This window comes from Pusillibacter faecalis, assembly GCF_018408705.1.
Classification (GTDB): Bacteria; Bacillota; Clostridia; order Oscillospirales; family Oscillospiraceae; genus Oscillibacter; species Oscillibacter faecalis.
Window position 1 is genome coordinate 2,258,517 of record NZ_AP023420.1, and the last position, 26,816, is coordinate 2,285,332.

The 26,816-nt window shown below is 53.9% G+C and carries 30 protein-coding genes; 9 read left to right on the forward strand and 21 right to left on the reverse strand.

All coding sequences use genetic code 11. The features are described from left to right. Positions 1-391 precede the first annotated feature (391 nt). The 3 genes from KJS55_RS11135 to ahpC form a co-directional block, all read right to left on the reverse strand. Positions 392-1,003: a class I SAM-dependent methyltransferase gene (locus tag KJS55_RS11135; protein WP_050624349.1), complete on the reverse strand. Its 612-nt coding sequence runs from the start codon at positions 1,001-1,003 to the stop codon at positions 392-394. Between the two features lie 128 nt (positions 1,004-1,131). Further along, positions 1,132-2,751, reverse strand: a complete 1,620-nt coding sequence (locus KJS55_RS11140; protein WP_055179920.1) for an FAD-dependent oxidoreductase — start codon at positions 2,749-2,751, stop codon at positions 1,132-1,134. Between the two features lie 3 nt (positions 2,752-2,754). After that, positions 2,755-3,318 carry an alkyl hydroperoxide reductase subunit C gene (gene ahpC / locus KJS55_RS11145; protein ID WP_050624351.1) on the reverse strand — a complete coding sequence of 188 codons (564 nt, stop codon included), beginning with the start codon at positions 3,316-3,318 and terminating at the stop codon, positions 2,755-2,757. 207 nt (positions 3,319-3,525) lie between these two features. Between ahpC and KJS55_RS11150 the strand changes: the two genes are divergently transcribed. From KJS55_RS11150 to KJS55_RS11160, 3 genes are read left to right on the forward strand one after another with little or no spacing between them, the layout of a single operon-like run. Beyond that, complete coding sequence (locus tag KJS55_RS11150) at positions 3,526-4,143, forward strand: TetR/AcrR family transcriptional regulator (protein WP_055179922.1); 618 nt, start codon at positions 3,526-3,528, stop codon at positions 4,141-4,143. Positions 4,144-4,201: 58 nt separating this feature from the next. Beyond that, positions 4,202-5,995 (forward strand): ABC transporter ATP-binding protein, encoded by a 1,794-nt coding sequence (locus tag KJS55_RS11155; protein WP_101693837.1) that lies wholly within the window; start codon positions 4,202-4,204, stop codon positions 5,993-5,995. Between the two features lie 16 nt (positions 5,996-6,011). Continuing rightward, positions 6,012-7,763 (forward strand): ABC transporter ATP-binding protein, encoded by a 1,752-nt coding sequence (locus KJS55_RS11160; RefSeq protein WP_101693836.1) that lies wholly within the window; start codon positions 6,012-6,014, stop codon positions 7,761-7,763. A gap of 272 nt (positions 7,764-8,035) precedes the next feature. On the opposite strand, the gene KJS55_RS11165 is transcribed toward KJS55_RS11160, so the two are convergent. From KJS55_RS11165 to KJS55_RS11210, 10 genes are all read right to left on the reverse strand, one after another. Next, positions 8,036-8,833, reverse strand: a complete 798-nt coding sequence (locus tag KJS55_RS11165) for a methyltransferase (RefSeq protein ID WP_055179926.1) — start codon at positions 8,831-8,833, stop codon at positions 8,036-8,038. Further along, positions 8,826-9,230, reverse strand: a complete 405-nt coding sequence (locus KJS55_RS11170) for a hypothetical protein (RefSeq protein WP_055179928.1) — start codon at positions 9,228-9,230, stop codon at positions 8,826-8,828. Before KJS55_RS11170 ends, KJS55_RS11165 begins: the two co-directional genes overlap by 8 nt. Beyond that, positions 9,227-9,703 (reverse strand): hypothetical protein, encoded by a 477-nt coding sequence (locus KJS55_RS11175; RefSeq protein WP_055179930.1) that lies wholly within the window; start codon positions 9,701-9,703, stop codon positions 9,227-9,229. Before KJS55_RS11175 ends, KJS55_RS11170 begins: the two co-directional genes overlap by 4 nt. Before the next feature lie 15 nt (positions 9,704-9,718). Continuing rightward, complete coding sequence (locus KJS55_RS11180; protein WP_213543351.1) at positions 9,719-10,645, reverse strand: hypothetical protein; 927 nt, start codon at positions 10,643-10,645, stop codon at positions 9,719-9,721. An 830-nt stretch (positions 10,646-11,475) separates the two neighbouring features. Next, the gene (locus KJS55_RS11185) at positions 11,476-11,769 is read right to left on the reverse strand and encodes a hypothetical protein (protein ID WP_145984968.1); all 294 of its coding nucleotides are present in this window, start codon (positions 11,767-11,769) and stop codon (positions 11,476-11,478) included. 425 nt (positions 11,770-12,194) lie between these two features. Next, complete coding sequence (locus KJS55_RS11190; RefSeq protein ID WP_228300521.1) at positions 12,195-12,938, reverse strand: hypothetical protein; 744 nt, start codon at positions 12,936-12,938, stop codon at positions 12,195-12,197. After that, positions 12,869-13,369 carry a radical SAM protein gene (locus tag KJS55_RS11195; RefSeq protein WP_055179940.1) on the reverse strand — a complete coding sequence of 167 codons (501 nt, stop codon included), beginning with the start codon at positions 13,367-13,369 and terminating at the stop codon, positions 12,869-12,871. The genes KJS55_RS11190 and KJS55_RS11195 overlap by 70 nt, the downstream gene beginning before the upstream one ends. 2 nt (positions 13,370-13,371) lie before the next feature. After that, on the reverse strand, positions 13,372-13,602 hold the full coding sequence (locus KJS55_RS11200) for a hypothetical protein (RefSeq protein WP_055179942.1): 231 nt from the start codon (positions 13,600-13,602) through the stop codon (positions 13,372-13,374). 14 nt (positions 13,603-13,616) lie between these two features. Beyond that, positions 13,617-13,862 (reverse strand): hypothetical protein, encoded by a 246-nt coding sequence (locus tag KJS55_RS11205; RefSeq protein WP_055179944.1) that lies wholly within the window; start codon positions 13,860-13,862, stop codon positions 13,617-13,619. 547 nt (positions 13,863-14,409) lie between these two features. After that, positions 14,410-15,255 carry a helix-turn-helix domain-containing protein gene (locus KJS55_RS11210; protein ID WP_055179946.1) on the reverse strand — a complete coding sequence of 282 codons (846 nt, stop codon included), beginning with the start codon at positions 15,253-15,255 and terminating at the stop codon, positions 14,410-14,412. Between the two features lie 295 nt (positions 15,256-15,550). On the opposite strand from KJS55_RS11210, the gene KJS55_RS11215 reads away from it, so the two are divergent. The 5 genes from KJS55_RS11215 (at position 15,551) to KJS55_RS11235 (ending at position 18,386) form a co-directional block, all read left to right on the forward strand. Beyond that, entirely contained in the window at positions 15,551-16,099 is a 549-nt protein-coding gene (locus tag KJS55_RS11215; protein WP_055179948.1) for a hypothetical protein, read from the forward strand. Positions 16,100-16,104: 5 nt separating this feature from the next. Beyond that, positions 16,105-16,674, forward strand: coding sequence for a hypothetical protein (locus KJS55_RS11220; protein WP_055179949.1), 570 nt, complete (start codon positions 16,105-16,107; stop codon positions 16,672-16,674). A gap of 11 nt (positions 16,675-16,685) precedes the next feature. Continuing rightward, positions 16,686-17,168: a hypothetical protein gene (locus tag KJS55_RS11225; RefSeq protein ID WP_070103839.1), complete on the forward strand. Its 483-nt coding sequence runs from the start codon at positions 16,686-16,688 to the stop codon at positions 17,166-17,168. A 91-nt stretch (positions 17,169-17,259) separates the two neighbouring features. After that, positions 17,260-17,661 (forward strand): hypothetical protein, encoded by a 402-nt coding sequence (locus KJS55_RS11230; protein WP_055179952.1) that lies wholly within the window; start codon positions 17,260-17,262, stop codon positions 17,659-17,661. Between the two features lie 116 nt (positions 17,662-17,777). Then, a complete protein-coding gene (locus KJS55_RS11235; RefSeq protein WP_145984969.1) occupies positions 17,778-18,386 on the forward strand; it encodes a hypothetical protein in 609 nt (202 codons plus the stop codon). An 83-nt stretch (positions 18,387-18,469) separates the two neighbouring features. On the opposite strand, the gene KJS55_RS11240 is transcribed toward KJS55_RS11235, so the two are convergent. After that, entirely contained in the window at positions 18,470-18,709 is a 240-nt protein-coding gene (locus KJS55_RS11240) for a hypothetical protein (RefSeq protein WP_055179956.1), read from the reverse strand. A gap of 413 nt (positions 18,710-19,122) precedes the next feature. On the opposite strand from KJS55_RS11240, the gene KJS55_RS11245 reads away from it, so the two are divergent. After that, entirely contained in the window at positions 19,123-19,347 is a 225-nt protein-coding gene (locus KJS55_RS11245) for a hypothetical protein (RefSeq protein WP_145984970.1), read from the forward strand. A gap of 207 nt (positions 19,348-19,554) precedes the next feature. Here KJS55_RS11245 and KJS55_RS11250 read toward each other — a convergent pair whose 3' ends face one another. The 7 genes from KJS55_RS11250 to KJS55_RS11280 all read right to left on the reverse strand — a co-directional run bounded on the left by KJS55_RS11250 (position 19,555) and on the right by KJS55_RS11280 (position 26,786). After that, positions 19,555-19,779: a helix-turn-helix domain-containing protein gene (locus KJS55_RS11250; protein ID WP_256182568.1), complete on the reverse strand. Its 225-nt coding sequence runs from the start codon at positions 19,777-19,779 to the stop codon at positions 19,555-19,557. Between the two features lie 112 nt (positions 19,780-19,891). Continuing rightward, positions 19,892-20,260, reverse strand: coding sequence for a metal-dependent transcriptional regulator (locus tag KJS55_RS11255; protein ID WP_055179962.1), 369 nt, complete (start codon positions 20,258-20,260; stop codon positions 19,892-19,894). Between the two features lie 16 nt (positions 20,261-20,276). Beyond that, positions 20,277-22,025, reverse strand: coding sequence for an ABC transporter ATP-binding protein (locus KJS55_RS11260; protein ID WP_055179963.1), 1,749 nt, complete (start codon positions 22,023-22,025; stop codon positions 20,277-20,279). Further along, positions 22,026-23,810: an ABC transporter ATP-binding protein gene (locus KJS55_RS11265; protein WP_055179965.1), complete on the reverse strand. Its 1,785-nt coding sequence runs from the start codon at positions 23,808-23,810 to the stop codon at positions 22,026-22,028. It lies immediately after the preceding gene. Positions 23,811-23,826: 16 nt separating this feature from the next. After that, positions 23,827-25,293, reverse strand: coding sequence for an ABC transporter ATP-binding protein (locus KJS55_RS11270; RefSeq protein WP_055179967.1), 1,467 nt, complete (start codon positions 25,291-25,293; stop codon positions 23,827-23,829). Position 25,294: 1 nt separating this feature from the next. Then, entirely contained in the window at positions 25,295-26,068 is a 774-nt protein-coding gene (locus KJS55_RS11275; RefSeq protein WP_055179969.1) for an energy-coupling factor transporter transmembrane component T family protein, read from the reverse strand. 115 nt (positions 26,069-26,183) lie between these two features. After that, positions 26,184-26,786 (reverse strand): MptD family putative ECF transporter S component, encoded by a 603-nt coding sequence (locus KJS55_RS11280; protein WP_044940852.1) that lies wholly within the window; start codon positions 26,784-26,786, stop codon positions 26,184-26,186. Positions 26,787-26,816: the final 30 nt, after the last annotated feature.

Genomic DNA, 26,816 nt, shown 5'->3' on the forward strand with positions numbered 1-26,816 from the left:
CATGCTCGAATCTTTAATAAATGCCAAAATCCAAGAGTCGACGGAAACAGAAAAAGTAGACCTTCTTCACTTGAATCCGGCAGATGCTGGTTGCTGCTGTGGAGGACATGCTGGACATCACTGTTGTGGGAAACACAGACACCATAATACAGAGCAACAGGAAAAGTCTGAATAGCACGCTTCAACTAAAGCGATTCTGCGGAAGAAAGTACTGCTAACGCAGCCGTTTGGTTCAGGTGTGGAACCACGGTGCGATAGACAATGATGCATAGACGCACCGGAAAAGGACTTGCTTTGTTGCCCTCCGATTTATCTCACTGAAGTCACAAAATGCAAGGGCGGGCCATCGGCGCTGTATGCCGATGGCCCGCTTTCGCCCCATTCTGGGCAGTTACTTCCTGCCGGCCACATAGCACACAGGCAGTACACGCCCCCCGAGCAGGGTGTGTTCCGTCACCCAAAAATCGTGGGAGGAAAGATAAGCAATGAATTCCCCGGCGTTCCAGGCGTGGTAGACACGAAAGCCGGTCCGCTCCATACCCCAGGTCCGCAGTCTGGCCAATTTTCCACCGGCGTGGACAAAGGTGGGGGCAAATAACCATCCTCCCGGCTTTAAGACTCTCCGAGCTTCCCGCAAAACCTTTTCCGGCTCCGGTAAGATATGCAGGGCATTGGCAATCACCACCGCGTCAAAGGTTTCCGAGGCATACGGCAGACAGGAGGCATCCCGCACTGAGAAATGAAGCCGGGAAGATCCGCTCCGCTTCTTGGCTTCCGCGATCATATTGGAAGAGGCATCGGTGGCCTCCCACAGCCGGACACACGGAGACAGGGGAAAGGACAGCTGGCCTGTGCCGCAGGCCAGTTCCAATACATTCATATCCCGTGTGAGATGCGGACGAATGTGATTGCAGATTTCTGTATATAACGGTGCAGAGCGCCGCATGAATTTGGTGTAATGTGCGGCCATTCCCTGCCAGAAGTCCAAGTCTGATTTCTTCATAGTGATACGCCTCTTTGCGGGTTAGTTATTGATAACTAAAGAATACTCCAAAAGTCTCTGTTCCACAAGCCCTTTTTGATGGAGAAAGCCGCGTTACAGACCAGACGGCCCGTAACGCGGCTTCCCTGCTATGCTAAAAGTTCCAACAACTGCCGGATATTTTTCTTGCCGAAAGATACCTGCTCCCCATCATTGATGACCAGGCAGGGAACGCTCATCACCTGATACTTCTCCCGCAGGTCTGGGAAGCGGTTCAGGTCATAGACCTGGGCGGTGATGTGCGGATTTTCCGCAGCGATCCGCTGAGCCGCCGTCACCAGCTCCGGGCACATGGTACAGGAGAGGGAGACCAGAAGCTCTAACTTGATGGGCTTCTGGATGGACTGGATTGCTGCTCTTGTATCTTCATCCAGAGCCTGTCCCGGCCCGGCGGCATTGTAGAGGCCCAGGACGAAGGAGGTGAACTCGTGGCCGCCGGGGACCCCATGGAAAGCGAGGCCCGTCCAGCTCCCATCCGGCCGGCAGACCCGGACACAGGGCAGGTGTTCCATCTCTTCGGCCGCCCCTGTCTCCACTGAGAGCTTGCTGCTCTGCGTCGCCAGTTCTTCCATATACTGCTTCAGTTCAGCCGAAAGAGGCGTTTCGTCCAGATACAGCCGCAGGATCAGAGGCGAGGACATCCGGGCGAACACCGTATGGAGCTGGGCCAGCATATCCCCCGTAAAAAGCGTGCTGCTTGTTTCGGTGGAAGCCGCCGTTTCTGCTGTCCGGCTCACCGGAGCATTGGGATGGATGCCAGTCTTTTCCTGCATGGCGGCGCACAGGCGTTCCAGCTCCGTGGCGGCAAGGGCGCCGTCTCCCACGGCGGTGACGACCTGACGCAGAGGCTTGACGCATACATCACCCGCGGCGTACAGGCCGTCCGCAGTTGTTTTTTGGCTCCGGTCTGTGAGGATATAGCCCTGGTCATTCAATTCAGCCAGGCCGCGCACCAGCTCCGTAGCCGGCTCATAACCGGCAAAGACGAACACGCCGAAGGTTTCTCCGTCTGCCGCGTGGTGCTTGGTCACTTGACCGGTTTTGGTATTCCGGTACCGGAGATAGCGGAGAGAAGTGTCACCGGAGACCTCCTCCACCTCTGTGTTGGTGAGGACGGTGATCTTCTCGTGGCTTCTGGCTGCGTCCGCTGTTGCCTGGGCGCAGGTGAAGTCGTCTCCCCGGATGAGGATGGTCACCTGGCGGGCGTACTTGGTCAGGAACACGCTCTCCTCAGCCGCAGCGAAGCCGCCGCCCACCACAAAGACATCCTTCCCGGTGAAGAACTCGCCGTCGCAGGTGGCGCAGTAAGCCACGCCCCGACCGCGGAATTGCTCCTCACCCTGGAAGCCCACCATGCGGGGATGGGCGCCGGTTGCCAGGAGAATGCCGAAGCACTTCAAATCGCCCCGGCCGGTGCGGACGGTCTTTACATCGCCGGAGAGCTCCAGACCAGTGACCTCGGCCAGCAGAAATTCAGCGCCGAAGCCCTCCGCCTGCTTCCGCATGGTCTCGGTAAGTTCCGTCCCGCTGGTCCTGCCCACGCCGGGATAGTTCACCACTTCCGAGGTAATGGTGATCTGCCCGCCGAAGTGATCCTTCTCCACGACCAACACCCGGTAGCGGGCCCGAGCAAGATAGAGGGCGGCGGTAAGTCCTGCTGGACCGCCGCCGATGACCACGACATCGTAGAAATTTGCCGTCTGCTCCATGGCTTAAAGCTGGCCCACCAGGTCCAAACTGGGCTTCAGGGTCTCGGCGCCGGGCTGCCACTTCGCCGGGCACACCTCGTCTCCGTGCTCCGCCACGAACTGGCAGGCCTGCACCTTCCGCAGCAGCTCGTCGGCGTTCCGGCCCACATTGCCGGCGTTGACCTCGTAGGCCACAATTTTTCCCTCGGGGTTGACGATGAAGCTGCCCCGCTCTGCCACGCCGTCGGCTTCGATGTAGACCTCAAAATCCTTTGCCAGACAATGCGTGGGATCGGCCAGCATGGGATACTGGATCTTCTGGATACGCTCGGAGGCGTCATGCCACGCCTTATGGACAAAGTGGGTATCGCAGGAAACTGCGTAGATCTCACAGCCGGCCGCCTGGAACTCGGCGTACTTATTTGCCAGGTCCTCCAGCTCCGTGGGGCACACAAAGGTGAAGTCGGCGGGATAGAAGAAAAACACGCTCCACTTTCCCAGTACATCCGCCTTGGTAACGGCGTGAAAGGCGTTATTCTGGTAGCACTGGACAGAGAAATCGGCAATTTCTTTTTGAATCAGGGACATAGGGATACCTCCATTCATAATTTCACTGGTTAGCAATAACTAACTACTTGAAATTATACAACTTTCAGAGAGATGCGTCAAGCGGCGCTTGAGATTTTCTGAAACAGGCCGCAGCCCTTGTCCATTTACATTTGTGTTGACAAGTTCAAGGTCGAAGAGTAAAATAGCATCGTTATATAACGATGTTATAGAGGGGTGAGGCAAAACATGGAGGAAAATTCCGCCACCACCCTGGAAAAGATCCAAGAGGCCGCTTTGGCAGAGTTCCTGAAGAAGGGCTTTTTGGGCGCCTCCCTGCGGCAGATCGTGAAAAATGCCGGTGTCACTACCGGGGCCTTTTACGGCTACTTCTCCAGCAAGGAGGCCCTGTTCACCGCCATCGTAGAGCCTCACGCTTCTATGCTCATGAGTCGTTTTATGGAGGCCCAGACCACCTTTGCCGATCTGCCTGAAGAGGAACAGCCTAAGCACATGGGTGTAGAGTCCAGAGACCATGTTGCTTGGATGGTGGGCTATATCTGCCAGCACCGGGAGCCAGTGAAGCTGCTCCTGTGCTGCGCGGAGGGGACCAGCTATGAGCACTTCGTCCACAACATGGTGGAAGTAGAGGTGGAGTATACCCTCCGGTACATGGGGGTACTACGCCGCATGGGACGGGACATCCCACAGATGAGCCGATCCCTGTGCCATATCATCGCCAGCGGGATGTTCAACGCCATCTTCGAGGTGGTCATCCACGATATGCCCTATGAACAGGCCCTGCGGGATGTGGAGCAGCTGCAGGCGTTTTATACGGCTGGTTGGTCAAAACTGATGGGGGAATGATCCCCTATCTTTTTGGAAATAGGTTAGTTTATGCTAACTTCGAGAAGGAGGTTTTTTCATGAAGCAGAAGAAAAAGAGTGATGTGGCCGTCCTGTTGGACTACGCAGGCAACCACAAGGGCCTGACCTTTCTGGGCCTGGCCCTGTCGGCGGTGTCCATGCTGCTGAGCATGGCACCCTACATCTGCATCTGGCTGGCAGCCCGGGACCTGATCGCGGTGGCGCCGGACTGGACGAAGGCGCAGAGCGTCGCCCAATACGGCTGGCTGGCGTTCGCCTTTGCGGTGGCCGGCATCATCCTGTATTTTGCGGGATTGATGTGTACCCATCTGGCTGCCTTCCGCACGGCCGCCAACATCCGCAAGCAGGGTGTGGCCCATGTGATGAAGGCCCCGCTGGGCTTCTTCGATTCCAACGCCTCCGGCCTCATCCGCGGGCGGCTGGACGCGGCGGCGGCCGACACGGAGACCCTGCTGGCCCACAACCTGGCGGACATCGTGGGCACCATCACGTTGTTCATCGCCATGCTGGTGATGATGTTCATCTTTGACTGGAGGATGGGCGCGGCCTGCCTGCTGGCTGCGGTGATCTCCATTGTGGCCATGTTCTCCATGATGGGCGGCAACAACGCCAAGCTGATGGCGGAATACCAGGCGGCCCAGGACCGTATGACCAAGGCAGGCACCGAGTATGTCCGTGGCGTCCCGGTGGTCAAGATCTTCCAGCAGACCGTCTATTCCTTCAAGGCGTTCCAGCAGGCCATCGAGGATTATAGTGACAAATCCGAATATTTTCAGGCCAAGGTCTGCCGGGTCCCCCAGTCCATCAACCTGACCTTCACCGAGGGCGCCTTTGTGTTCCTGGTTCCGGCGGCCCTGTTCCTGGCGCCTAGTGCCCTGGCCGGCAGCGACTTCGCAGGATTTGTCACAAACTTTGCCTTTTACGCAGTGTTCTCCGCCATCATCTCCACAGCCCTTGCCAAGATCATGTTCGCCGCATCGGGCATGATGCTGGCCGGCACCGCCCTGGGCCGCATCGACCAAGTCATGGGCGCTCCTGAACTGAAAAATCCGGACCATCCGCAAAAACCTCAGAACAGCCGTGTGGAATTTGAGAATGTGAGCTTTACTTACGACGGCGCGGAGACACCCGCCCTCTCCCATGTCTCCTTCACAGCGGAGCCGGGGCAGACCGTGGCTCTGGTGGGGCCCTCCGGCGGCGGCAAGACCACCGCCGCCAGCCTGATCCCCCGCTTCTGGGACGCCACCTCCGGTGCGGTGAAAGTGGGCGGCGTGGATGTACGGCAGATCGATTCCCATGTGCTCATGGATCAGATCGCCTTTGTGTTCCAGAACAGCCGCCTGTTCAAAGCATCCATCTTTGAAAATGTCCGGGCTGCCCGCCCCAACGCCACCCGGGAGCAGGTGCTCTCGGCGCTGATGGCCGCCCAGTGCGGGGACATTCTGGAGAAGCTGCCCCAGGGCATGGACACCCTGATCGGCTCCGAGGGGACCTATCTCTCCGGCGGCGAGCAACAGCGCATCGCCCTGGCCCGGGCCATCTTAAAGGATGCGCCCATCGTGGTCCTGGATGAGGCCACCGCTTTCGCGGACCCCGAGAACGAGGCGCTGATCCAAAAGGCGTTCTCCGAGCTGACCCGGGGCCGCACCGTTATCATGATCGCCCACCGCCTGTCCACGGTCGTGGGGGCGGACAAGATCCTGGTGCTGGAGGAGGGCCGTATCGTGGAACAGGGCTCCCATCAGGAGCTGACCGCCGCCGGCGGCCTCTATGCCCGGATGTGGGCGGATTACAACCAGGCGGTCCAGTGGAAGATCACCAGCGAACAGTGAGAGAGGGGTGAAGAAGATGTTCGGCAAAAACTTTCAACGCAAATACGCCCTTACCGACCAGGGCGTGAAAAACACCAAAAAGGGCGCCTTCTGGACGGTCATTGTCAATCTGGTCGTCATGGGCGGCATGGGCATCCTGTACCTGTTCATGAATACTTTGATTGGGACCCTGACAGATGGAGCGCCGCTGCCCGGCCCGGCGCTCTTTCTTGGGCTGGTAATCGCGTTCGTCATTCTGTCCTTTGTGACCCACCTGCAGCAGTACCACGCCACTTACGGCCTGGTCTACAACGAGGTGAAGTCCACCCGCCTCAGCCTGGCGGAGCGGCTGCGCAAGCTGCCCTTGGGCTACTTCGGCAAGCGGGATCTGGCGGACCTGACCGAGACCCTCATGGGCGATGTGAACCGCATGGAGCACGTCTGGTCCCATGTGCTGGGATACCTGTACGGCGCCTACATCTCCACGGCCATTATCGCGGTTTGCCTGCTGGTATATGACTGGCGGCTGACTATCGCCTGCCTGTGGGGGGTGCCGGTGGCCTTCGGCCTGCTGTTCGGCACCCGGAAGATCTCCGCCCGGGCCTCGGAGCGGACGAAACAGGCCGCAATCCGTGTCTCCGACGGCATCCAGGAGGCGTTGGAAAACGTCCGGGAGATCCGCGCCACCAACCAGGAGGTGCGCTATCTGGCCGGGCTCAACCAGAAGATCGACGACCATGAGAAGGTCACCATCCAGGGCGAGCTGGGCACCGGCATCTTTGTCAATGCGGCCAGCGTCATCATGCGCCTGGGGGTCGCCACCACCATCCTGGCGGGGGCCAGCCTGATCGTCTCCGGACAGATCGACTTCATGCTGCTGTTTTTGTTCCTGCTGGTCATCACCCGTGTGTACGCCCCCTTCGACCAGAGCTTGGCCCTCATTGCAGAGCTGTTCGTGTCCCAGGTGTCTGCCGACCGCATGAACGAAATCTATAACACCCCCACCGCCGAGGGAGTGGAGCGTTTCCAGCCCAAGGGCCACGACATTGTGTTCGACCATGTGGGCTTCGCCTACGACAAGAAGAAGGTACTGGACGGTGTGAACTTTACCGCCCGGGAGGGTGAAGTGACCGCTCTGGTGGGGCCCTCTGGCTCCGGCAAGAGCACCTGCGCCCGGCTGGCCGCCCGGCTGTGGGATGTTACGGAGGGCACCATCCGGGTAGGCGACGTGGACATCTCCACCGTGGACCCGGAGGCGCTGCTGACCGACTACTCCATGGTGTTCCAGGATGTGGTGCTCTTTGACGATACCGTGATGGAGAACATCCGCCTGGGCAAGCGGGGCGCCACCGACGAAGAGGTGCGGGCCGCGGCGGAGGCCGCTAACTGCGGGGAGTTCATCCGCCGACTGCCCCAGGGCTATGACACCCCCATCGGAGAAAACGGGGCGAAGCTCTCCGGCGGGGAGCGGCAGCGCATCTCCATTGCCCGGGCGCTTTTGAAGAACGCCCCCATCGTCCTGCTGGACGAGGCCACCGCCAGCCTGGATGTGGAGAACGAGACCAAGGTGCAGGGCGCCCTCTCCCGCCTGCTGGCCGGCAAGACGGTGTTGGTTATCGCCCACCGGATGCGAACCGTGGCCGGGGCGGACCACATCGTGGTGCTGGAAAACGGTCATGTAGCCGAGCAGGGAACTCCGGCGGAGCTGATGGAGCGCGGCGGCCTCTACCGCCGCATGGTGGAGCTCCAGAGCGAGAGTGCCCGGTGGAAGCTGAACAGCGAAGCATAAGAAAAAGTAAAATGGCGAAGTCCGGAAGTCTTTTGAACGACAGAGACTTCCGGACTTTTGACCGTAGAAAGAAATGTTAGAGAACTATTCTCCTTTAGTTGCAGTGTGTTATAGAGATTGTAGGTGTTATTCCTGAGGACTCTATACTGTCCATTTGTTTCCCTTTCGGTCAATCAAACGAGGAGGAAAGAAACTCAAAAAACAGAAATAAAAAAGAGCCGGGGACATCGTTAACAAGGTCCCCGGCTCTTTCAGAAATCTTTGACAACAAATTAGGCAATTCCTATATTCAGCGGCATCATGGTCAACTGACCGGTACGCTTGGTAAAATCACAGCAGACGATTTCGCAGTGTGGGGATGTCCCATGCCAATCAGCCTGGTATTGTGATGTGTCGATCCCGACATTAAAATCCAGTTCAATACCTGTCTGTTGCTCAAATAGACGAGCGGGGCCTGTCTCCCGCCAGCGCACATTATTTGTGCCACTGTAAACAAATGGCGCGCTTATCTGGGGGATGATAAAAACACCTGCGTCGGCAATTGAAGCAGCAGCCTCAATGACCATATACTCAAACTGACTGCTGCTGTAATTCCTACGGTATGGAGAGTGGATGCGCCCGAATGGCGGATTTGAGATGGCGCAGTCGAAATGCCCAAGACTACTGAGCAGAGCCGGATCGAGGGCGTCGCTGCAGATCCATGTTGCTTCTGGCAGAAGTTGTTTTCCAACATCTACATAATCTTGATTGATTTCAATGCATGTGATTTCCACACTGCACTGGTTATGATTATCGCAAGCACGTGCCGCCATATAACTGAGTATGCCGATACCAGCGCAGAGATCGATGAGTTTGACGTGGTCTTTGTAATTGAGCGGGATATGCAGCCTAAAGTCACGGGCCAGTCCGTATGGTGTAAAAAAGGCTCCTGCTGTACTATTGATATGGTTGGCGTCTTCGCGGTAGTGATTAAAAACAAAGCGTGTGTCGGCTTCGCTCAATTCCTTGCACTGTAGCAACTTCACTGCCTTCTCGTGAAGTTTGGCCTGGGCTTTTGTCAATTTAGCCATGCTCTGCATCCTCCTCAACAGCGGAATGGAGGTATTGGCGCAGCGCACCGACTGTTTTGTCGTTGAGCAGGACGGTGCCGTTGTTGGGGAAACAGGCAGCCTGCTTCTCGGTCATATCTTCCAGTGCCTCCAGAAGCCCCTGTACTGTCTGCTTTGGTGCAAGTTTGCTGCGGACTGCATCCGCCTGTGCCGAAGGAATATAAACATTGGGCGCCAGGCTGTGCCGGTGGAGAGCCGATAAATTTACGACTGCATAGATTGGATGCGTCCCGCTGATCTGTACTCCGGGCATCGGATCCGTAGCCTCGATGGCCGCTCCAATCTCGTTCTTCAGAGCCGAAAGGAACTGCTGTGCCTGCTGCTCCAGAGCGAGGGCTTCCTTGATTTGTTTGTTCATGCCAAATCACCTCGGCCTGTGGAAATCGGCGCCTGGATCGACTCACCTGTATCTTTTCTGCAGAGTTGCGCCATAGCAGTATATTTCTGGTCCAGCAACATTCGCTCCGTCTGTCTGAACCGTTTAGCGGCCGCAGTTTGAGCAAAATAGAGATGAGCCTTATCCTCATCGCTCAGCAAAGAATAAGCAGCGTTCAGTTTGGCTATGAATTGCTGGTGGATTTGGGTGGCTTTCTTACTCCTCAGCGCAGAACGGTACCGGGCGATGCTTTTATGGTTGCCGACCAACTGTGCATACTCGCAAAGCATACGGATTACCTCGCGGTCCAGGCCGGGAAGCCCCTCCTTCCGATAGACCTCTGAGAGACTTTCGCAGTGCCAAAAGCGGTATGGCTGGTCATCATTATTGCTCTTGGAAGTCAGATAGACATTATTCTTTTGCACCGTTACGGATCGAATCAATTCTGTACCCATTATAGTATCTCCTATTCATCTATTTACGTAGCGGCGGATATACCACGGCAGGATTCGCTCGGCGGCGGCCAGAAACGCCGCATCAGTATATGGATCAAAGAGATCCTGCTCCTCGAAGATTGCTTTGCTGATGTCGTGGGCGGTCTGTCCACTTTGGTCATGGACGGATTCTGCCATCGGTGAACCGTGTGTTCGCGCCACACACCTCATAGCGTAAAGGGCCAATTCCTTATACCAGTCAAGAGGATAGGAGCGGAATAGATCACACTGGTCATCAAATGCGGAGGGATCATTCCGCAAAATCTCGCGTAGTCGGTAATATTCCTCTGCCGGATACAGTGTCTCGCTAGATAGCGCACATTGACAGTCCGGGAACAGATACACGGGTACCAGACCGGCTTGATTGCTCTGGGAGCCGATCAGATAGGCGTCATCGCCATCGGTGTGGACTGCCCTGGGCCAGTTGTGCTCCGCCTGCAACTGAGCCAACTCGGCGGTTTGAAAGGATTGACGGAGCGGACACTCCAAGCATGGTTTCTTACCTTGGCCAGTACAGGCTGGATAGGGGAGACCCGGTACGGGGGTGAAACAGGTGTAGTTTGTTTCAAAAATCCGGCCCCCAGTTGCCAATGGTGCTGCGTAAACAAACAGAATTTTGTCAGCATAGGGGCCCTCGCGGCCTTTGCGCAGATTGCGCACGATACCACTGTTCCCGTTCTCGCTGCGAAAAGAGTGGTAGGCCGCTTGTGCCCTTAAATTGGCCTTGATAAACTGCGTATAGGTTGCCGGCTCCTGGAAGATGTCCCGGATTTCAGGCCAGTCCATATCGCAGCTGTCCAGACAGCGGCCACGGGCAGCATATTCGCTTCTGTCTCCGCTATATTCTTCTGTGATGTATCGGCGGCCATCTTTACAGACAAAGATTACCCTGCGTCTTGTCATCCCTCTGACTCCTTCTTCATTCGCGGCGTGTCTGGCCGCGCAGATTATAAGTTCCTTTGTCGTATGCGGGAATTGGCTGATGGAATCAGCCAGATTCAACTGATAAGTCTCCGGGTAATGGAACAGCCCATACGAGATATTGGCCAGAATTTCTCCAGTCTGAAGATTAACTTGGCCGGAACAGTGTCCATATTCGCTGGCCATCCTCTCGGAGGTCCTGAACGAAAAAAACCTGTAAATAGGACGATTTATGGATTCCATCCGCAAGCGTCTCCTTTTCATGAGTTGAAGTGGGGCCTCTCTGAGCAGCACTGTGCCTGAGAAAATGGAAAAGCGGAGCATGAGTGGTGTAACCCTGTCCTCGTGCTCCGCTTTGTGCTGTTCAGTCCTGTGCCAGATTAAGATAAATGCTTGAATTTAGGCATTGAGTATAATCTTCCAACTCCAGTCTGTTGCTTAACATATGACTGGGTGTTTGAGATGTCCATCGGGGAACAAAATGCTCTGCAGATCACTGGAGGCCGTGAGTGGACCGACCGGCTGCGGATTATCTCCCAACTTGATTTCCATGACCGCCCCGTTCGCATAGTGCAGAAAAATCCGGTACCCCATGTCAAACAGTTCGGTGCGGAGAAAGGCGGTCTGATCTGTGTGGATATATGGCTGTTTGTATTTCAATAGACGGCCTGTAATATAATACCCGCTGCCAGTAACGTGTCCCTTTGGAGAACGTCTGGGGATATCCCAGTAATCTTCGTACCAGTGGTACTCCATAAACCAAATCCTTTCTGGAGAACGGGCTGTGTGGACACAGACCATTCTTTCTCCGATTAAAAATTACTACATGTTTCCACGAGTTGTAGATCTCGGAAATACCGGCTTTGCTCATCTACTTTAAGCGCATCCGTCCATTCATTACGGCTTTCATAATCAGCGGCTCTTGCGATGACCGCCTCCATAGAGCGCATATAATAGTCGCAGGGGGGAGGCAGGCTTCCGGAGTGCTTGCGGCGGATCACATCCATCTGATCCAGCAGATGCAGGGCAAGCCCGCGATCTAAAACCAGTTCGCCGGTGGTGGGGCCGGCTTTTCTGATAGGCTTTGAGGGATGATTCTCACTCATTGTTTGCCGCTCCATCAGCGTGTTTTTCCAAGCCTAGTCGCTTGATATAGGTATAGGGGCAGTTTGGCCAATGGCCAATCTCGCACTGTAGGCAATTGGTCTGTACGCAGTGTTCCTCCATGCAGTTACGACACAATGAGGTACCCACATAGTCGGGGGAAGCGATAAAATCAGGCGGAGCCATATCCGCAGGTGATTTACGGATCAGCGGGCGTCCGCAACGCTCACAGTTCTGTTCAACCCACCGGACAGGTTCTGCCTTGTCATACTCGATGGGCTCACCACAGATGGAACAGAACTTCCATGGCACCGGGTTTGGGCATGTTTCAGGGCCATTCGGCGGTGGTAACGCATGGCCGCAGGTCCCACACCAGTATTTAGGCGCAACATTGGGCCGCTCCTGTGTAATTTTAGGGATCATTCTCTTACTCCTCCTTGTTCTTGTTTATTCCGCTTTGATCGGGCAGCGCCGCAGACAAATCCTCGGCCTGCCAGTCATACAGCAACAGGTCACGGCTGTCGCTTCCCGAGGGTAGGGAGGCAGGCCGAAAGCGGTAATTTGTAAATACAAAGCCAGTAGGAATGTGCGTATATTGGATTGCAAGGATATGGAACTCAACACCCATCCAACTGGCGGCGCCTACGATCTGCTCGGTCACATGCCTGAAATCCAGATTGAAGACCCAATTTTCCCAGTAACGGTGCGGATCAGCATACGCCTCACCGCCCGGCAGGGACAGCAGTTTCGCTTTCATTTCCTCATAGCTCCGCAGTTTCGGCTGCTGTCCTGCAAATGAGTTTGCAAGAGACTTTTCAAACTCATTGAAAGGGACAAATGGCCTTTTTCCCTCAAAGTCTCCGTTGCCGTCCAAGGCGATGACCCGACCTCCGGCAACAACCTCAATGATCACATCCTGCTGGATACGGCGGTCATTTGCATAATAGTCCGGTGTTGAGGTGTACCACACTCCGCTTGCAGTGTCACGATTGTAGTAGTAATGGGGAATATCTACTGACTTGAAGACATCCTTGCAGAAGCCCGAATCCTCGAAAAAATAGGTGACTTGAATTTTCTTCATTGGGTATCCCCCCATCTTGGCTACGGATTTTTTGACGGCTGGTACCGCATCAGCACCTCCCCCTCTGGCAGCGGGCAGTTGGGAATCCACCTCATGTGGTCCTTCACCTGCCATTCCGGACGGCAGATGACAGTTCCGACTTCATCAAATACATTCAACCGAAGCGATTTCCCCGTAAGGTTCTGGGCAGTCCGGTCAAAAGACTGGAATACCGGGATATCCTCCGGTGTGTGAAGCGTCACCGTCACGCCGTCCAACAGTGGCATCAGCGCGTCCAGTTGTTCCGGCATAGCCGTATAGAGGTAGATAGGCACATTGGTCTGCCTCCGGATTGCTGCGATGGCCTCCCGAATAATCTCCGGATACAGCATAGGTTCACCGCCTGTGAGCATGATGAGACGATATGGTGTGTAGTCCTGACAGAGCGGGAGAGCTTGGAGGTCCCAATCCCGGTTGCAGCAGCCGGGACAGTTTCGATTGCAGTCATCAAAAAGGAGCAGACGCAGTTTATCCTTGGTCACGGCTATTCCACCTCCTTGTCCTTATCAGCGTATGCCAGACAGACCTTGACATCTGTTTCGCTGAAATGGAATACCTCAATCAGTTCTTCTTCGGTAAAATCAAGGTCTGACAGGGTCTCGATCACCTCGCGGACATGGCCGCCAGCGTCATTGACCATATGATCGATGATATAGTTGGTCAAATCCAATAGGCGTTCCATCGTAATGGCGATGGGTTGGTTTTCGTCGGGCATTTCCAGCACCTCTTTCAAAACTCAATGAGGTCATAACCGCTTTGCGCAGCGGCAGAACCTAAAATATTGTGGATAGCAAGTTCCACAACGGAATCTGTGTCGGGGTCATCCAGAACTTGCTTGAGCCTGGTCAACTCCACCCGGAGGGCGCGCTTTTGCTCCGGTGTGAGGGGGCGCTCCAACTGAATCATCACATCAGCAAAGTCACCGTCGCCATTGACATTCAGTTCTCGAATCAGTAGCAGATTTGCGCGGGTCATCCATAGCACCTCGTTTCTTTTGTGAATTTTCAGATGAAAACTTCTTCTTATGTGTTTTTATCCGCTCCTCTCTTCGCATTTATGGGATTATATATAAAAAGGCACACGGGCATAGAGCCTCGTGTGCCTTGTGGACGGAACCGCCTAAGTTAGAATTGTTCCACCAATGGGCCGGAAAACAAAAAAACTCCCAAAGGCATAAACCTCTGGGAGTTTTAAACACGGTTACTTTGTTTGCTTTGGGCAAACAACGGATACTATATGTCTGCATTATACAGGGATGGATCAGAAATTGCAAGAGGGAAAGTATCGAATTGGATGTCATGGCGCGGGAAAACTATTGCCATTTGTCCATACACAGGGTATAATAGTTTCAATCAGTCTCAGAAATTGCTTTGAGCAGTTTACAGTGAACAGTGTTACACGGTGTCTGAAAGCCTGTTGGCTTTTGGGCACTTTTTGTTTTTCAGACATGCAGCGCAGATACAAAGGAGTGGTGGGTACCAAACTGGCATCTGTGTTGCTCCGTCATAGTCCTAACTGCGTCTCAGACAGGACTGCTGTCTGGCTGCGCCGGGCGGAAGAGTTCTACATCAGCAATCTCGACCCCACAAAGTTCGCCTACAACAGTCTCCTGGAAAGCGACTTCAAGCGTTGCGTGTTCATCGACCATATACTCCACCGCTGTTAAGGCATAGTCAAAAAACGGAATACAGATCCGGTGGATATACTCGGAAAAAGCCTCGCCCTCACTGATTTCCTCATAGCCCTTGATGGTCTCACACATATACCGCTGAAAATCAGCGGCGAGTTTGACTGACGAAGTTTCACCGACGAATAGATCGAGGAAAATATACCCGAAAATAATGAAGTACCAAAAATATACCGGGTGTTCTCTGGTGATAAGAGAGCGGAAGTCTGCTTCTAAGGCGCCGCGTTGAGTGGCCTTCTGGGCCTGCTCAAGCAAATCCAAAACATTAAACAGTGCATCTGGATAGTTGGTCACAAACTGCCATCTTCTATACAGTTCCGGGTTTACTGTCTCAATTTGATTAAAATACTCTACAAAGTATCCCATGATATCTTCACCGATATCATACGCCAGAAATTCCTCTGCGTTGAACGTATAGGAGTCCCATCTATGCATGGCCGCTTCCCGGACAAATTTATTGTATATTCGGATAAATCGCTCCTTGTCGCTCTCTTGCAGGGAGTAGGCAGAACAACCCAGTGCATCAGCCAGAGCAGGAAGGTTTTTTTCCAATGGCTCCCGCGCTCCTAACTCATATTTTTGATAATTGCTGACGGCCATCCCCAGTTTGTTCGCCACCTGAGCCTGGGTCTGCCCACTGCGCTGCCGATAGTATTTGATTCGGTCCATCATTCGGTCCATGACTATGCACTCCCAACATACAAAATTGTATGTATAGTATAACACATACTTTTTTGTATGTCAACAGAAAAATAAAGAACATCCGAATATGTTTTCAAAGCGGTTCTGATGCTGCTCTGTTTCCTGATGCCGGCCCGGGATTAGCCTGGGCCACTGTACAAGAAATAGATCGGTTTATCGGCCGCTTTTTTTATATAGATCCCCGCTGTCATTGTGGCCGGGGCGTCCCTGTTCTGCGGTGCGCCCTGCGGCACACCGATTATATATAGATCACATCAAAAAAGGAGATATGAGAATGCCTTATAATGTTGAACTTTGCTACGGATATTTTGAAGGCGAATGTGGTATTTATCACGCATTTAGGCTTGTAGCCCCGGAGAAAGATTTTCCCGACGATGTGGAGAAATCTCTTGCGGAAAGCCTTGAGACCAAAGCAGACAATCCGAATTTCAAATGGGACTGTATGCACCTCAATTTGCCGGATGCCATTGTGGAACGCATCAAAGCGGATGGTGTACGGGAGTATCTTACTGCTCAGAAAGGTGAACATCAGGACATACAGCGGTCTGTGGACCAGCAAAACGATCATGCGAGAGGAACTTACCAGACGAAGTATATCAGGGTGTTGGGCCATGCAGAAGTTACAGTTTCAGTCCGGATCAAAGTCAGAGATGATGAAACACTTAGCGAGCAGGATATATATGCCAGGGCTGGAAAGAAATTTGGAGGCATCATGGCCTTTGTCGGCAATGGCGGCATGGATAAACTCATCGGTGTTGAGGGCGAAGGGGAGACAATTTCAGCCGATGAGGCGCCGGTGTTCGATGACTATATGGAGGAGTGAACAGTATGAAAGAGAATAAACAGGTGAATCCCGCTGTTTCCAGCTGCACTGCAGAGATTGTTCAAAAGGATGGACTTGCCAAGATTTCCCGCAGTCCTGGTATTGCTGTACACAACTATATTGTGGGCGGCGGTTGGCGAGGATGTTCCAACGAGTTGGACACCGTTGTCATGCGGGAAGCCGAGTTCCTGCGGGACCACTATCACATCAATGTTACCATCCGGTTTAATTCGAATCGGTTGAGCGGCGGGGCATGGCTGATCGACTCCAAGAAGGACGGCATCGGCAGCAACAGCAGTATCGGCCTGGGTGCCAGCCTTGTGAACAGCAGACTGCGTGCAATTTTATTGGAAGAGAAGATGAAGATGTCCAGCGAGGAATTCCGGCGACTGTGCCGCGAAACGGATTCCATGATGTTCTCCACACACATCGACCTCAAGAAAGCAGAGCACTGTGTACCCGCAGATAGTAAATATATTCTTCTGGATTCAGAACACCGGGATTTTACATCTTTAGATGAGGCAATCTGCTATCTCAAAACCCATGCTTTCGGGTTAAAACAGGAAAGGATTTGAGGAGAAAGAACATGAATGAAGTCAAAAGACAGGCGACTGAGACAATGGACGAACTGCATCAGACCATCCCGTACTGTAGTTACTGTGCGGTGATGGATGGGCTGCAGGAGATAGAGACTCTGCGCGACCGGGATGAGGAACTGGAGAAACTCTGGGCTGAGTTTGGAGATGTGCCGATGAACCCGGAGACCGAATGTATCGAGGCCCCATTCATGGGGTGGGGGGTCGGTATTCACCGGGAGGAAATATGGAGTTGGTTTGATCAGCGGTATAGCAAGGGCATTGCCTACCTGCTGTACGGAGGTGCCGAGGATTATGTACCGGAGACAAAGCGGCTCTATGGATTAAGGAAGCGCTGCTTTGAGTGCGAATCTCGGTCTTGCCAGTTCAATCATGACGGAGAATGCAGGTTCGTTCTGGTTCATGAACGGGAGCCGCAGATTACGGAAGCGGACGGATGCATTGATTACGACTATTCAGAAGAGAATACGTGACGATAGATAGAGATACTGGTGAACACTGGTCTGATGCTATGTGTGAGGCCGGATGCGCACAGACTATATCTGGAACAAATCTGGAGGAGACATGAAACAATTCGATTTATTTGAGTGCCAGAAAGAATTGGATATCCAAGCAAAGCGGGAACAAATGTTTCAAAAATGGAGGCTGCTTCCACCAGAACGCCTGATTCTGGCGGGAACTCCGGACAGACGCCGACTTGGCGAAGAACTGGCAGATGGATACTGCATGGTCTGGGAACAGGCCCTTCATCGTTGCCAGGGACTCCCGCCCAATCAGGAGATTTGGCTAAACCACATAGAGAAGCCTGAGTATTGGGTCATGAATTGGAATGATGATCCATGTGGAGAGCATATTGAAATCTGCCCATTTTGCCACGCCAACCTCGCATGTGGGGAGGGCGATGCGGTTCTGATTAAAGCCGATGATGGTTGGTGGCGCATCCTGGGCTTCATGGAAGCAGAGTGATGAGCAACAGGAGCAGGAAGTTGGCTTTCCATACAAAAGGAGTCCGCAGGTTACAAGCCTGTACCTTGCAACTGATAGAATCCCCTATAATGAATCATCAGGGAAGGAATGCGAATATGAATTTTTCAGAAATCAGACACGATTATATTTGGGGCCCCGCAGTGGAAAACGGCGCAAATGGTGGCCATGACCTGCTTGCCGCCGTTTCCATCGATGCTTGGAAGAGCGCAGACGACAATGAAGAGGGTGAGGTCCTCGCCAATGTGCTTCTGACAGCGCATGGCGACATGATTGTAGACTTTCACGATAATGGGGTCAGGATGCATCAACCGGTTCTGGATCACATCCGGGCAGCAGAAGAAACCCTGAAGCAGATCTGGCAGGAAAAGGTTTGCCAGTACAGCGGGAAAATAGTCTGTGCCACGGTACTGACCATTCCGCGCAGCGTGATGGATCAGATCAATGACTACCTGAACGCTGATACAGAGGATGCCTATCAGGGGGAGGACAACACCATCACCTATACAGCTCATTTCCCCGATGGGAAAGAAATGGATGTGAAGTGCTGCGGCTGCCGAGACGAATCCTCATGGACGGAGGCGGTTCTCTTCGATAAAAACGGTGCTGAATTGTGCTGTAGTGAACCTGCCGATGAGTATGACGGAACATGGACCCTGGAGAATGAAGGGGTGGAATACATCGTCTACATCGCAGTTGAGAAATAAGGGCAACTAAAGTTATTCAGAAAAGCAGACAGGGCGGGTATCTGTACAGATACCCGCCCTGGTGCTCTCTCAGAATGGATGCGTTAATTCTCGCTTGTATCCTGTCTGCTTCGGCGTTTCTGACGCTGAGGCGTCTTTTTTTGCTGCTTGGCGTCCATCTCGTAGAGCCATACACTAACCGGGGCGTTCCAAGGCTCGTTTTTGCTGGGGATATTTTTGATCAGACTCTGGGAGGTCAGCCCCAGACGCTTGGCCAAGGCGATATCCGCATCGTTCAACCGGCACTTTTTCTTGGCATTCTGCCACATCTGCTCACTGTACATTGCCACACGCCCCCCTGATATACAGTATTATATAATCAGTAGTAATACAAAAAGGATAGATTATTGCGCGCCCCATTCGACAGGCATCCCACTCGGCTGTATTGTACTCTGCGTCAGAGTCTATCAGCAGACAGGTGAAAAAAGAGTGCTTCTCGTAAATTTTTCACCAATTTCGTCACAGGTCAAGCGACTTATGTGTTTCGACGACAATGCTCCAACTGGGGAACGTCCATGACTTATCACATTCTGACAACCCTACCTGTGGATATATCCTTTGGTGCCTGCTCTGGGTCTACAAACTGGACGCCGCCTGTAACGGCGTATGGTGTTTCCACTTAAAAACGCTTTACAGCGGTTTGGTTTGTCTGTACAATAATTCTATAAATTGGCGTTTCTAAAGGAGGAGTATCATTATGAACAATAAATCAATAGTAGGCGCATTGCTCATACTCGCATCAGCTGTTTTATTTTCTGCTTCCCTAATCTGCTCATCGCTTTCTGCTGTCGCAACTGCTACATTAGGATTCATTGCCACATCTAAACCATCAAGTATCACGATTTTGATATACGTCATTAGCGCGCTTCTTGCTGCAACGGGTTTAATATTGATTCTATTAGACTTTAAAGCAAAACATTGATATGTACCCAAGTTTTATGCCATCGTAAGTTCTAGTAGCTGATCAAATCAACATAAATGACAGTTTCTAACTTGTAAGAAAAAGCGGCATCATACAGAGTGCGGAGTATAAGAAAGCACGCAACTATATTAAAACAGGGGGGCTTTTGATCGGAAGCTCCCCCTGTTAGGCTTTATTATGGCGTCCCGGCGGCAAAAATTTATAACCTTACCCATACACGATTTGGATAAAGTCAGCGTTCAGCTTATGACGCAACTCGTAAATGATGCTGGAGATACCCGTCCAACTGCTGTCGAACGAATCAGGATCGACAAGTTCATAGATTTCCCTTTGTGAAAACACCCGTCCGGGCCGCTGGACAAGCAAATGGAACACATCAAACTCCATAGGGGGCAACTCTATGATTGACCCTGCCAGAACACTTGACGGCACGCAACATCAATACACAAAGCCATGCACCGCAGGGAGGCGGAGGGCATAACCGTACATATGAACAGTTTTCCCGCTCTATCACCCCCAATGGCCTCGACGGATCGGCCGCCTTTTATTTGTCCTTTAGCCCTGATTTTATTTTCTGAAAACTGTCGTCGCTGATTGCGTGCTCCATGCGGCAGGCATCTTGCTCGGCGGTCTTGGGCTCTACACCTGCATCCACCAGCAGGCGGGTGAAAAAGCAGTGCTTCTCATAGGTTTTTTCAGCAACCTCTCGGCCCACATCTGTCAGGTGCAAGAAAGAGTCTTCGTCCATAATGAGAAACCCACCCTCTTTCAAAGTAGAGACCGCATGACACACACTGGGTTTCGATACATCAAGATGCCGGGCCACATCTACGGAGCGTACCATACCTTTCTTCCTCTTTAGGACAAGGATTGCTTCCAGATAGTCTTCGCCAGATGCGTGTAATTGTTTCATGGGGAGCTCCTCTCCATCAAGACAGACTCCAACCGGCAGAGTTCATACGGATATGGACGAAATCCTGATAAATACCGGGTTGTTTCATCAACTCCTCATGAGTGCCATGCTGCGAGATCCGTCCGTCGCTGATGACCAAAATCTGGTCGGCGTTCTGGATGGTGTTCAAACGGTGGGCGATGACCAGCAGGGTCTTACCCTTTACCAGCTCAGAGATGGCCTCCTGAATGTAGCTCTCGTTGTCGGTGTCCACACTGGCGGTCGCCTCGTCCAAAATGACAATGGGAGCGTCTTTCAGAATGCAGCGGGCGATAGAGATGCGCTGTTTCTCACCGCCAGAGAGGGTTGCGCCGCCCTCTCCCACCACAGTCTGAAACCCATCGGGCAGAGCCATGATGAAATCGTAGCAGCGGGCTTTTCTTGCCGCCTCATAGACCTCTTCTTCGGTGGCGTCTGGCTTGCCCATACTGATGTTGTTGTAGATCGTGTCCTGGAAGAGATACACGCGCTGGAAGACCATGCTGATGTGATCCATCAACTCTGCGAGGGGGACTTGCCGGGTATCCACACCCCGGATGGCAACACTGCCGCTTTTCACATCCCACAGCCGGGCCAGCAGATTGGCGATGGTGGACTTCCCGCCGCCGGAGGGACCCACAAGAGCGGTCATGGTATTGGGCGACATAGAGAAACTGATGTGGTGCAGCACCTCCTTGTCCTGGTAGGCAAAGGCCACATCATGAAACCGCACCTCTGGCTGGCCGGGCTGTGCCTGAGCCGGAATATGCTGTTTCCCTGTGTCCGGGAGCTCCGGCTCATCCAATACAGCCTCAATACGATCCAGGGCGGCGTTCATCACGGTCAGGCGGGACGCCTCGCCATAAAGCGCCTTGAGCGGCCCGAACAGGTCAAAGACGAACAGGAGAACGCCCAGCACATAGGCCAGAGAAAGGACACCGCTCCGCTCCAGAAAGACCGACAGGCCAAAAATCGCGGCAATCCCAATTCCATAAAGGACATTCAGCCCCATGGTCCACGGGGTCATCTTCCGCTCAAAGGCGAGGGATGTATTTCTGGACCGCTTGAAATTGTCGGTCAGTTCTTCCGACTTCTCGCCCAGCAGGTTATAGCTCTTGATGACCCCGATGCCCTCCACAAAGGACAGCACCGCGTCCGTCAGCCGTTCACTCTGCTCCTGGCGGCCAGCGGCTTCCCGCAGGGAAACCTTGTTCATCCCTCTGGAAACCAGCCACGCCAGAATGGTCACAAGGGCCGCGATCAGGCCCAGCTGCCAATTCAGATAGAACATGAACGCCAGCAGGACCAGGGAGGACAGCAGGTAGCTCATCATGTTGCCCAGCGTGCTCATGGCGACTTCTTCAATGAACACCATATCGGTGCTGAGGACAGAACTGATTTTGCCGATATTGCCGGAGGTGAAGTAGCCCATGGGCAGTTTCCGCAGGTGTCCACCCAGCTCCATGCGCTTCCCGGCAAACATCAGGTAGCCCGCCGCACTCTGGAGGCTGTCGCTGAGATAGTGGACCAGCATCTGCACCAGCACGGCCGCCGCGAGGCCAAGGCCCACATAGAGGCAGGTCTGCCCGGTCAGTGTTCCGGCGGCAAAGCCGCTCAACACCAAAAAGGCCAGGAAGATCGGCATTTTAGACAGGATCGACTCCACAAACGCGCAGGCAAAAGCGCCCTGAATACGCCCTTTATATGGACCGGCAAGTTTCAAAATCCTTGAAAACAGTGCAAACATTTAGTTTCCCTCCTTTGCGGTATGTACTTTCCATTCGGCGCTGTCCTGGGCCGCCTTCCACAGCTTTTGATATTCCGGGCAGGACTGGATCAGATCCTGATGCTTTCCTGACGCAACCAGTTTGCCGTGGTCTACGACGCAAATTTGATCGGCGTTCATAATCGCGGGCAGCTTATGGGCGATGACCACCAGAGTCTTGCCCTTCACCAGCTCCGCAATCGCCGCCTCCATCTTTTCCTCGTTCTCGGGATCGGCGTAGGCGGTGGCCTCGTCAAGCACCACAATAGGGGCGTCCTTCAGGATGGCACGGGCCAGAGATATGCGCTGGCGCTGACCGCCGGAGAGCATCTTACCCGCATCGCCCGCCATGGAGTGAATTCCTTGGGGCAGCTTCTCCAGAAACTCCATGCACTGGGCCTTGCGCGCTGCCTCCAAGACCTCCTCATCGGTAGCGTTCAACCGTCCAATGCGGATATTTTCCAGCAGAGAGGTGTTGAACAGGTATTGATCCTGCGCCACATAGGAAATACGGCTGTTCAGGGCTTCCAGGCTCATGTCGCACAGCTTCTGCCCGCCGATAGAGATGCTGCCTTTCTGCGGGTCATAGTAGTGGATCAGCAGTTTTGCCAGAGTGCTCTTGCCCGAGCCGGACTCTCCCACCAGGGCCGTTTTCTGTCCGGCCTTGGCCGTAAAGCTGATGTCGTGGAGTACCTCATCCTCCACCACCATGGGCTTTCCGTCCGGGCCGGGCTGTGTCTTGGTGTAGCCAAAGGAAACATGGTCATAAACGATGGTATCGTCCTTGCCGTGGAAGCTGTCAGGCGTCTGCTGAAGCTCCGGCGCGTCCAAAACCTGTTCCAGCGCAGAAATTTTGTAGTTGAGCTGGGGCATGGTGGGCAGGAAACCCAGGGATTTGAGGAGCGGCATCCCGATGCTCAGGGAGAGGCACAGCACCAAAATCAGGTCCGGCAGAGCCGACCAGCCGGAGAGGACAAACCACGCCCCCAGCGGCAGGGCCAGGATCACAGTGCAGGGCAAGAGGCTGCTGTAAATTGCCATCCAGGGCCACGCTGCCTTGTACCAGGCCAATGTATAATCCCGGTAATCCGAAACATCCTTGCGAAACCGCTCATAGGAGTCCGCGTCCTTGTTGAATACCTTGACAACCTCCATGCCGTTGATGTACTCAATGATAGTGTTGTTCATCTTCTGGCCGGCCATATAGTAGGGACCCATTTTCTTCATGCCAACCGAGTACATGGTCATCATGGCGATCAGGCTGATGGGGATGGAGGCCAGGGACAGCAGCGCCAGCTTCCAGTCCACGAAAAACATAGCCACATAGACCGCGATGGGGACCATCAGGTTTGCGATCCCCTCCGGCATAGAGTGGGCCAGCAGGACCTCCAAACTGTCCACATCATCGACAAACAGCTTTTTGACTGTGCCGGTGCCCTTGTCCTGGATCACGCCCAGGGGCAGCTTCTCAAACCGCTTTTGCAGAGCGGTCCGCAGCCGGAGCAGCGTGTCATAGGCGGCCTTGTGCGAAAGATTGAGCCCCCAGCCATAGAGAACAGCCTGCAAGACCAGGCACACCAGCACCAAAGCCACCCGCAGGATGAGAAACGAAGCCTCAATTTCCGCTCCCATCACCAGCGGAGCAATCACCTGGTAGGCCAGCACAAAGGGCAGGACGCCCATCAAAACGCTGACCAGCACCACCGCTGTGGCCGCGTAGAGGCCCTTTTTATGCGGCCCCGCGTATTCAAATACCTTTTGAAACATGATTTACAACCTCCCATCAATGAAAATACTGTTCCGACAGAGCTTTCAATATCTGCGGCGTGAGCCGGTGGTTTTGAACGGCCCCCTGGTCGTCCAGCTGGACCACCTCCGTACAGGTCCGGACGATAAACTCGAAGTCGTGGGAAACCACAAACACGATCACGCCGGAAGCGGACAACTGCTCAATCAGCCGGCTGACCCGCACCATGGAGTCATAGTCCAGGCCGCTGGTGGGCTCGTCAAAATAGATCACCGGGCTGTCCTTGACGATGGCCGCGCCAATGGTGACCCGCTGCTTCTGCCCGCCGGAGAGGGCCGCCGGGTGCTGCTCCCGGTATTCGGACAGCTCCAGCGCCTCCAGCGCGGCGTCCACCTTCTCTTTGCAGTCCTCCTGAATCCCCAGGGAGAGTTCTTCCTCCACACTGCTGGCAAAGAGCTGGTAATCCGTGTCCTGCATGACCAGATAGGACAGCGCCCGGCGCTGGCGTGGAGTGAGCTTCCTGCCGTCAAATGTGATCTCGCCGTTCCGCTGCTTCAAGAGGCCGGTCAGGATGGACAAGAGGGTGGTCTTGCCCGCTCCATTATGGCCCAAGATGCCGATCACATCCCCAGCGTGGGCTTCAAAGCTGACATTCCGAAAGACCTCCTGCTCTTTCGGATAAGCAAAGGAAAGACCCTGCACACTCAGCAGGTGTTTCCCCATGGGGCGGCGTTCTTTCTCCTGATAATGCTCTGCATCCCGCTCCGGATATGCAGTCCGCAGCCCATAGGATATGCGCGTTTCCTCCGGTAAGGAACAGAACTGCTCCCTTGTAAATTCCTGTTCGATTTTCCCGTTTTGTATGAGAAATACCCGGTCGATTAAATCACGCAGATAGTAAAAGCGGTGCTCCACCACAAAGATGGTGTATCCGTCCCGCTTCAATTTTCCCATGATCTCCGCAAGCCGCTTGGTGGCCGCGTAGTCCAAATTTGCGGAGGGCTCGTCAAAGATATAGACCTTTGGTGAAAGCGCATAGACCGAGCCCACGGCGATCTGCTGCTTCTCTCCGCTGGACAGGGCAAAGATGCTCCGATTAAGATAATCCGTCAGTTCCAAATCTTTTGCGGCTTTTGCGATACGGTCAATGGTTTCCTCACGGGGGAGGCCCATATTTTCGCAGCCAAAGGCCAGTTCCCGCGTGGTGTCCGTCATGAAGAACTGGGAGCGCGGGTCTTGAAACACTGTTCCCACCTGTCCGGCCAACTGTGAGGGTTTCATTTCCAGCAGAGAGCGCCCGTCCATCACAAGGTCGCCCTGTATCTCACCGGGATAAAAGTGCGGGATCAGACCGTTGAGGGAGCGGATCAGCGTGGTCTTGCCACAACCACTTCGCCCGGTCAGGAGGACAAATTCGCCGGTCTGCACCGTCATATCAATGCCACGGAGGGTAAAGTCCTTGCTCTCCTCATAGCGAAAGCTGAAATTCTGAAACGAGATCATGTCACACCCTCCACAAGATGATTTCCCCGATTCGGGTCTGGTCCAGGACCAGCAGCGCCGCCATGAAAAGGATGCCCAGCAGGGACACCAGGATCTCCGGCCAAGAGAAACGAATGGGGCGCAGGGCGTACCGTTTGCACTCCAGCTCCAGCCCCCGGGTAGTGCCGGAGGCCGCCAGCTCGTCCGTGACCTTCAGGCACCGCATCAGCAGGGGAATTAAAATATACTCAATGGTGGCAAGAGGATGAGATACCCGTTTCCACAAGGTATCACTGATCCCCCGGATGTCCATGGTGCTGCGGATCTGCCGGTATTCGATCCGCAGGGTGGGGATATAGCGGAACATGACCACCAGCGGGATCGTCACCGCCTGGGGAAGCCGCATCCGCTGGAGTGCTACCATCAGGTCGTCCATGTAGGTAGTCCGCAAAATCCAAAGGCCCATCATCACAATGGGGATCAGCTTCAAAAGCGTCACACCGAACACGCTCATAATCACGCTCAATACCGGCACCTGCACATAACGGAGTAAGGCGTTGAGATAGGCGACGATGATGTAGGCCGCAATCATCTTCAAGGCCCACTTTCCCCCGTTTCCTACGGCGATAAACAGGCCATACACCAGCATGAGCGCGAGGCTGACCACCTCCCCGGCCAAAAAGTAACTGACAAACCCGATACAGACCAAAAGTAAAATCTTGCAGCGGGGATCTAACAGTGCCGATCCATGAAGGGGCTGCTGTTCAATGATTTGTTTGATTTGTGATTCTTCCATTCCAATGCCTCCCTATCCAAATCAAAGCGCGGGGCCATTTTCAGCCCCGCGCCCTGAGATCAGGCAGCCCGCTTGCCTGCGTTTGTCTGATTGACTGCCGAGGGGCTGTGCCTTGTTATTTGACTGAAACGAGTCCGGCTTTGATAAAGTGCTTCTTCAAAGCCTTCTGCCCAATCACGGCGCCGATCAGTCCACCCACCAGGCCGGCCGCAACGATGACCACCAGCATAGGGACGGAGGTGATGTTCAGCATCCCGTCTATGTACTCCTGGGCAATGTTGTTCTTCTCCATGGCGCCCACAAAGGCGCTCTGGAGGAACTTGATGGGGCAGATGGCGCTGAAGGCAAAAATGGCGCTGAACAGGGCGTAGGCCACGGTCATGGACTTCATGGTGATTTCCTTTCGGCCCATGACCAGAAAATCGCAGATCACGCCGCCGATCACCAAGCCGATGGGGATAAACCAGAAAGCGCCCACCAGCAGGAACAGGATGGCTTGGATTGCGGAGCAGATAGTGAACACACCTTTTTTCGGCACCTTAGCCAGTAAGAGCATCATCACGATACCATTGGGAATTGCAACAACAGATGGGTAGAACACATTGGTCACTGGACCAGCAACACTCATAATGGTGCTGATAATCATGCAGATGATCCACATGAGGGCGGTCAGGACGCCGATCAGGATAAAATCTTTCGCATTCAACTTTTGTTTCATGCTTTGCCTCCTCTATACAACAATATGCGT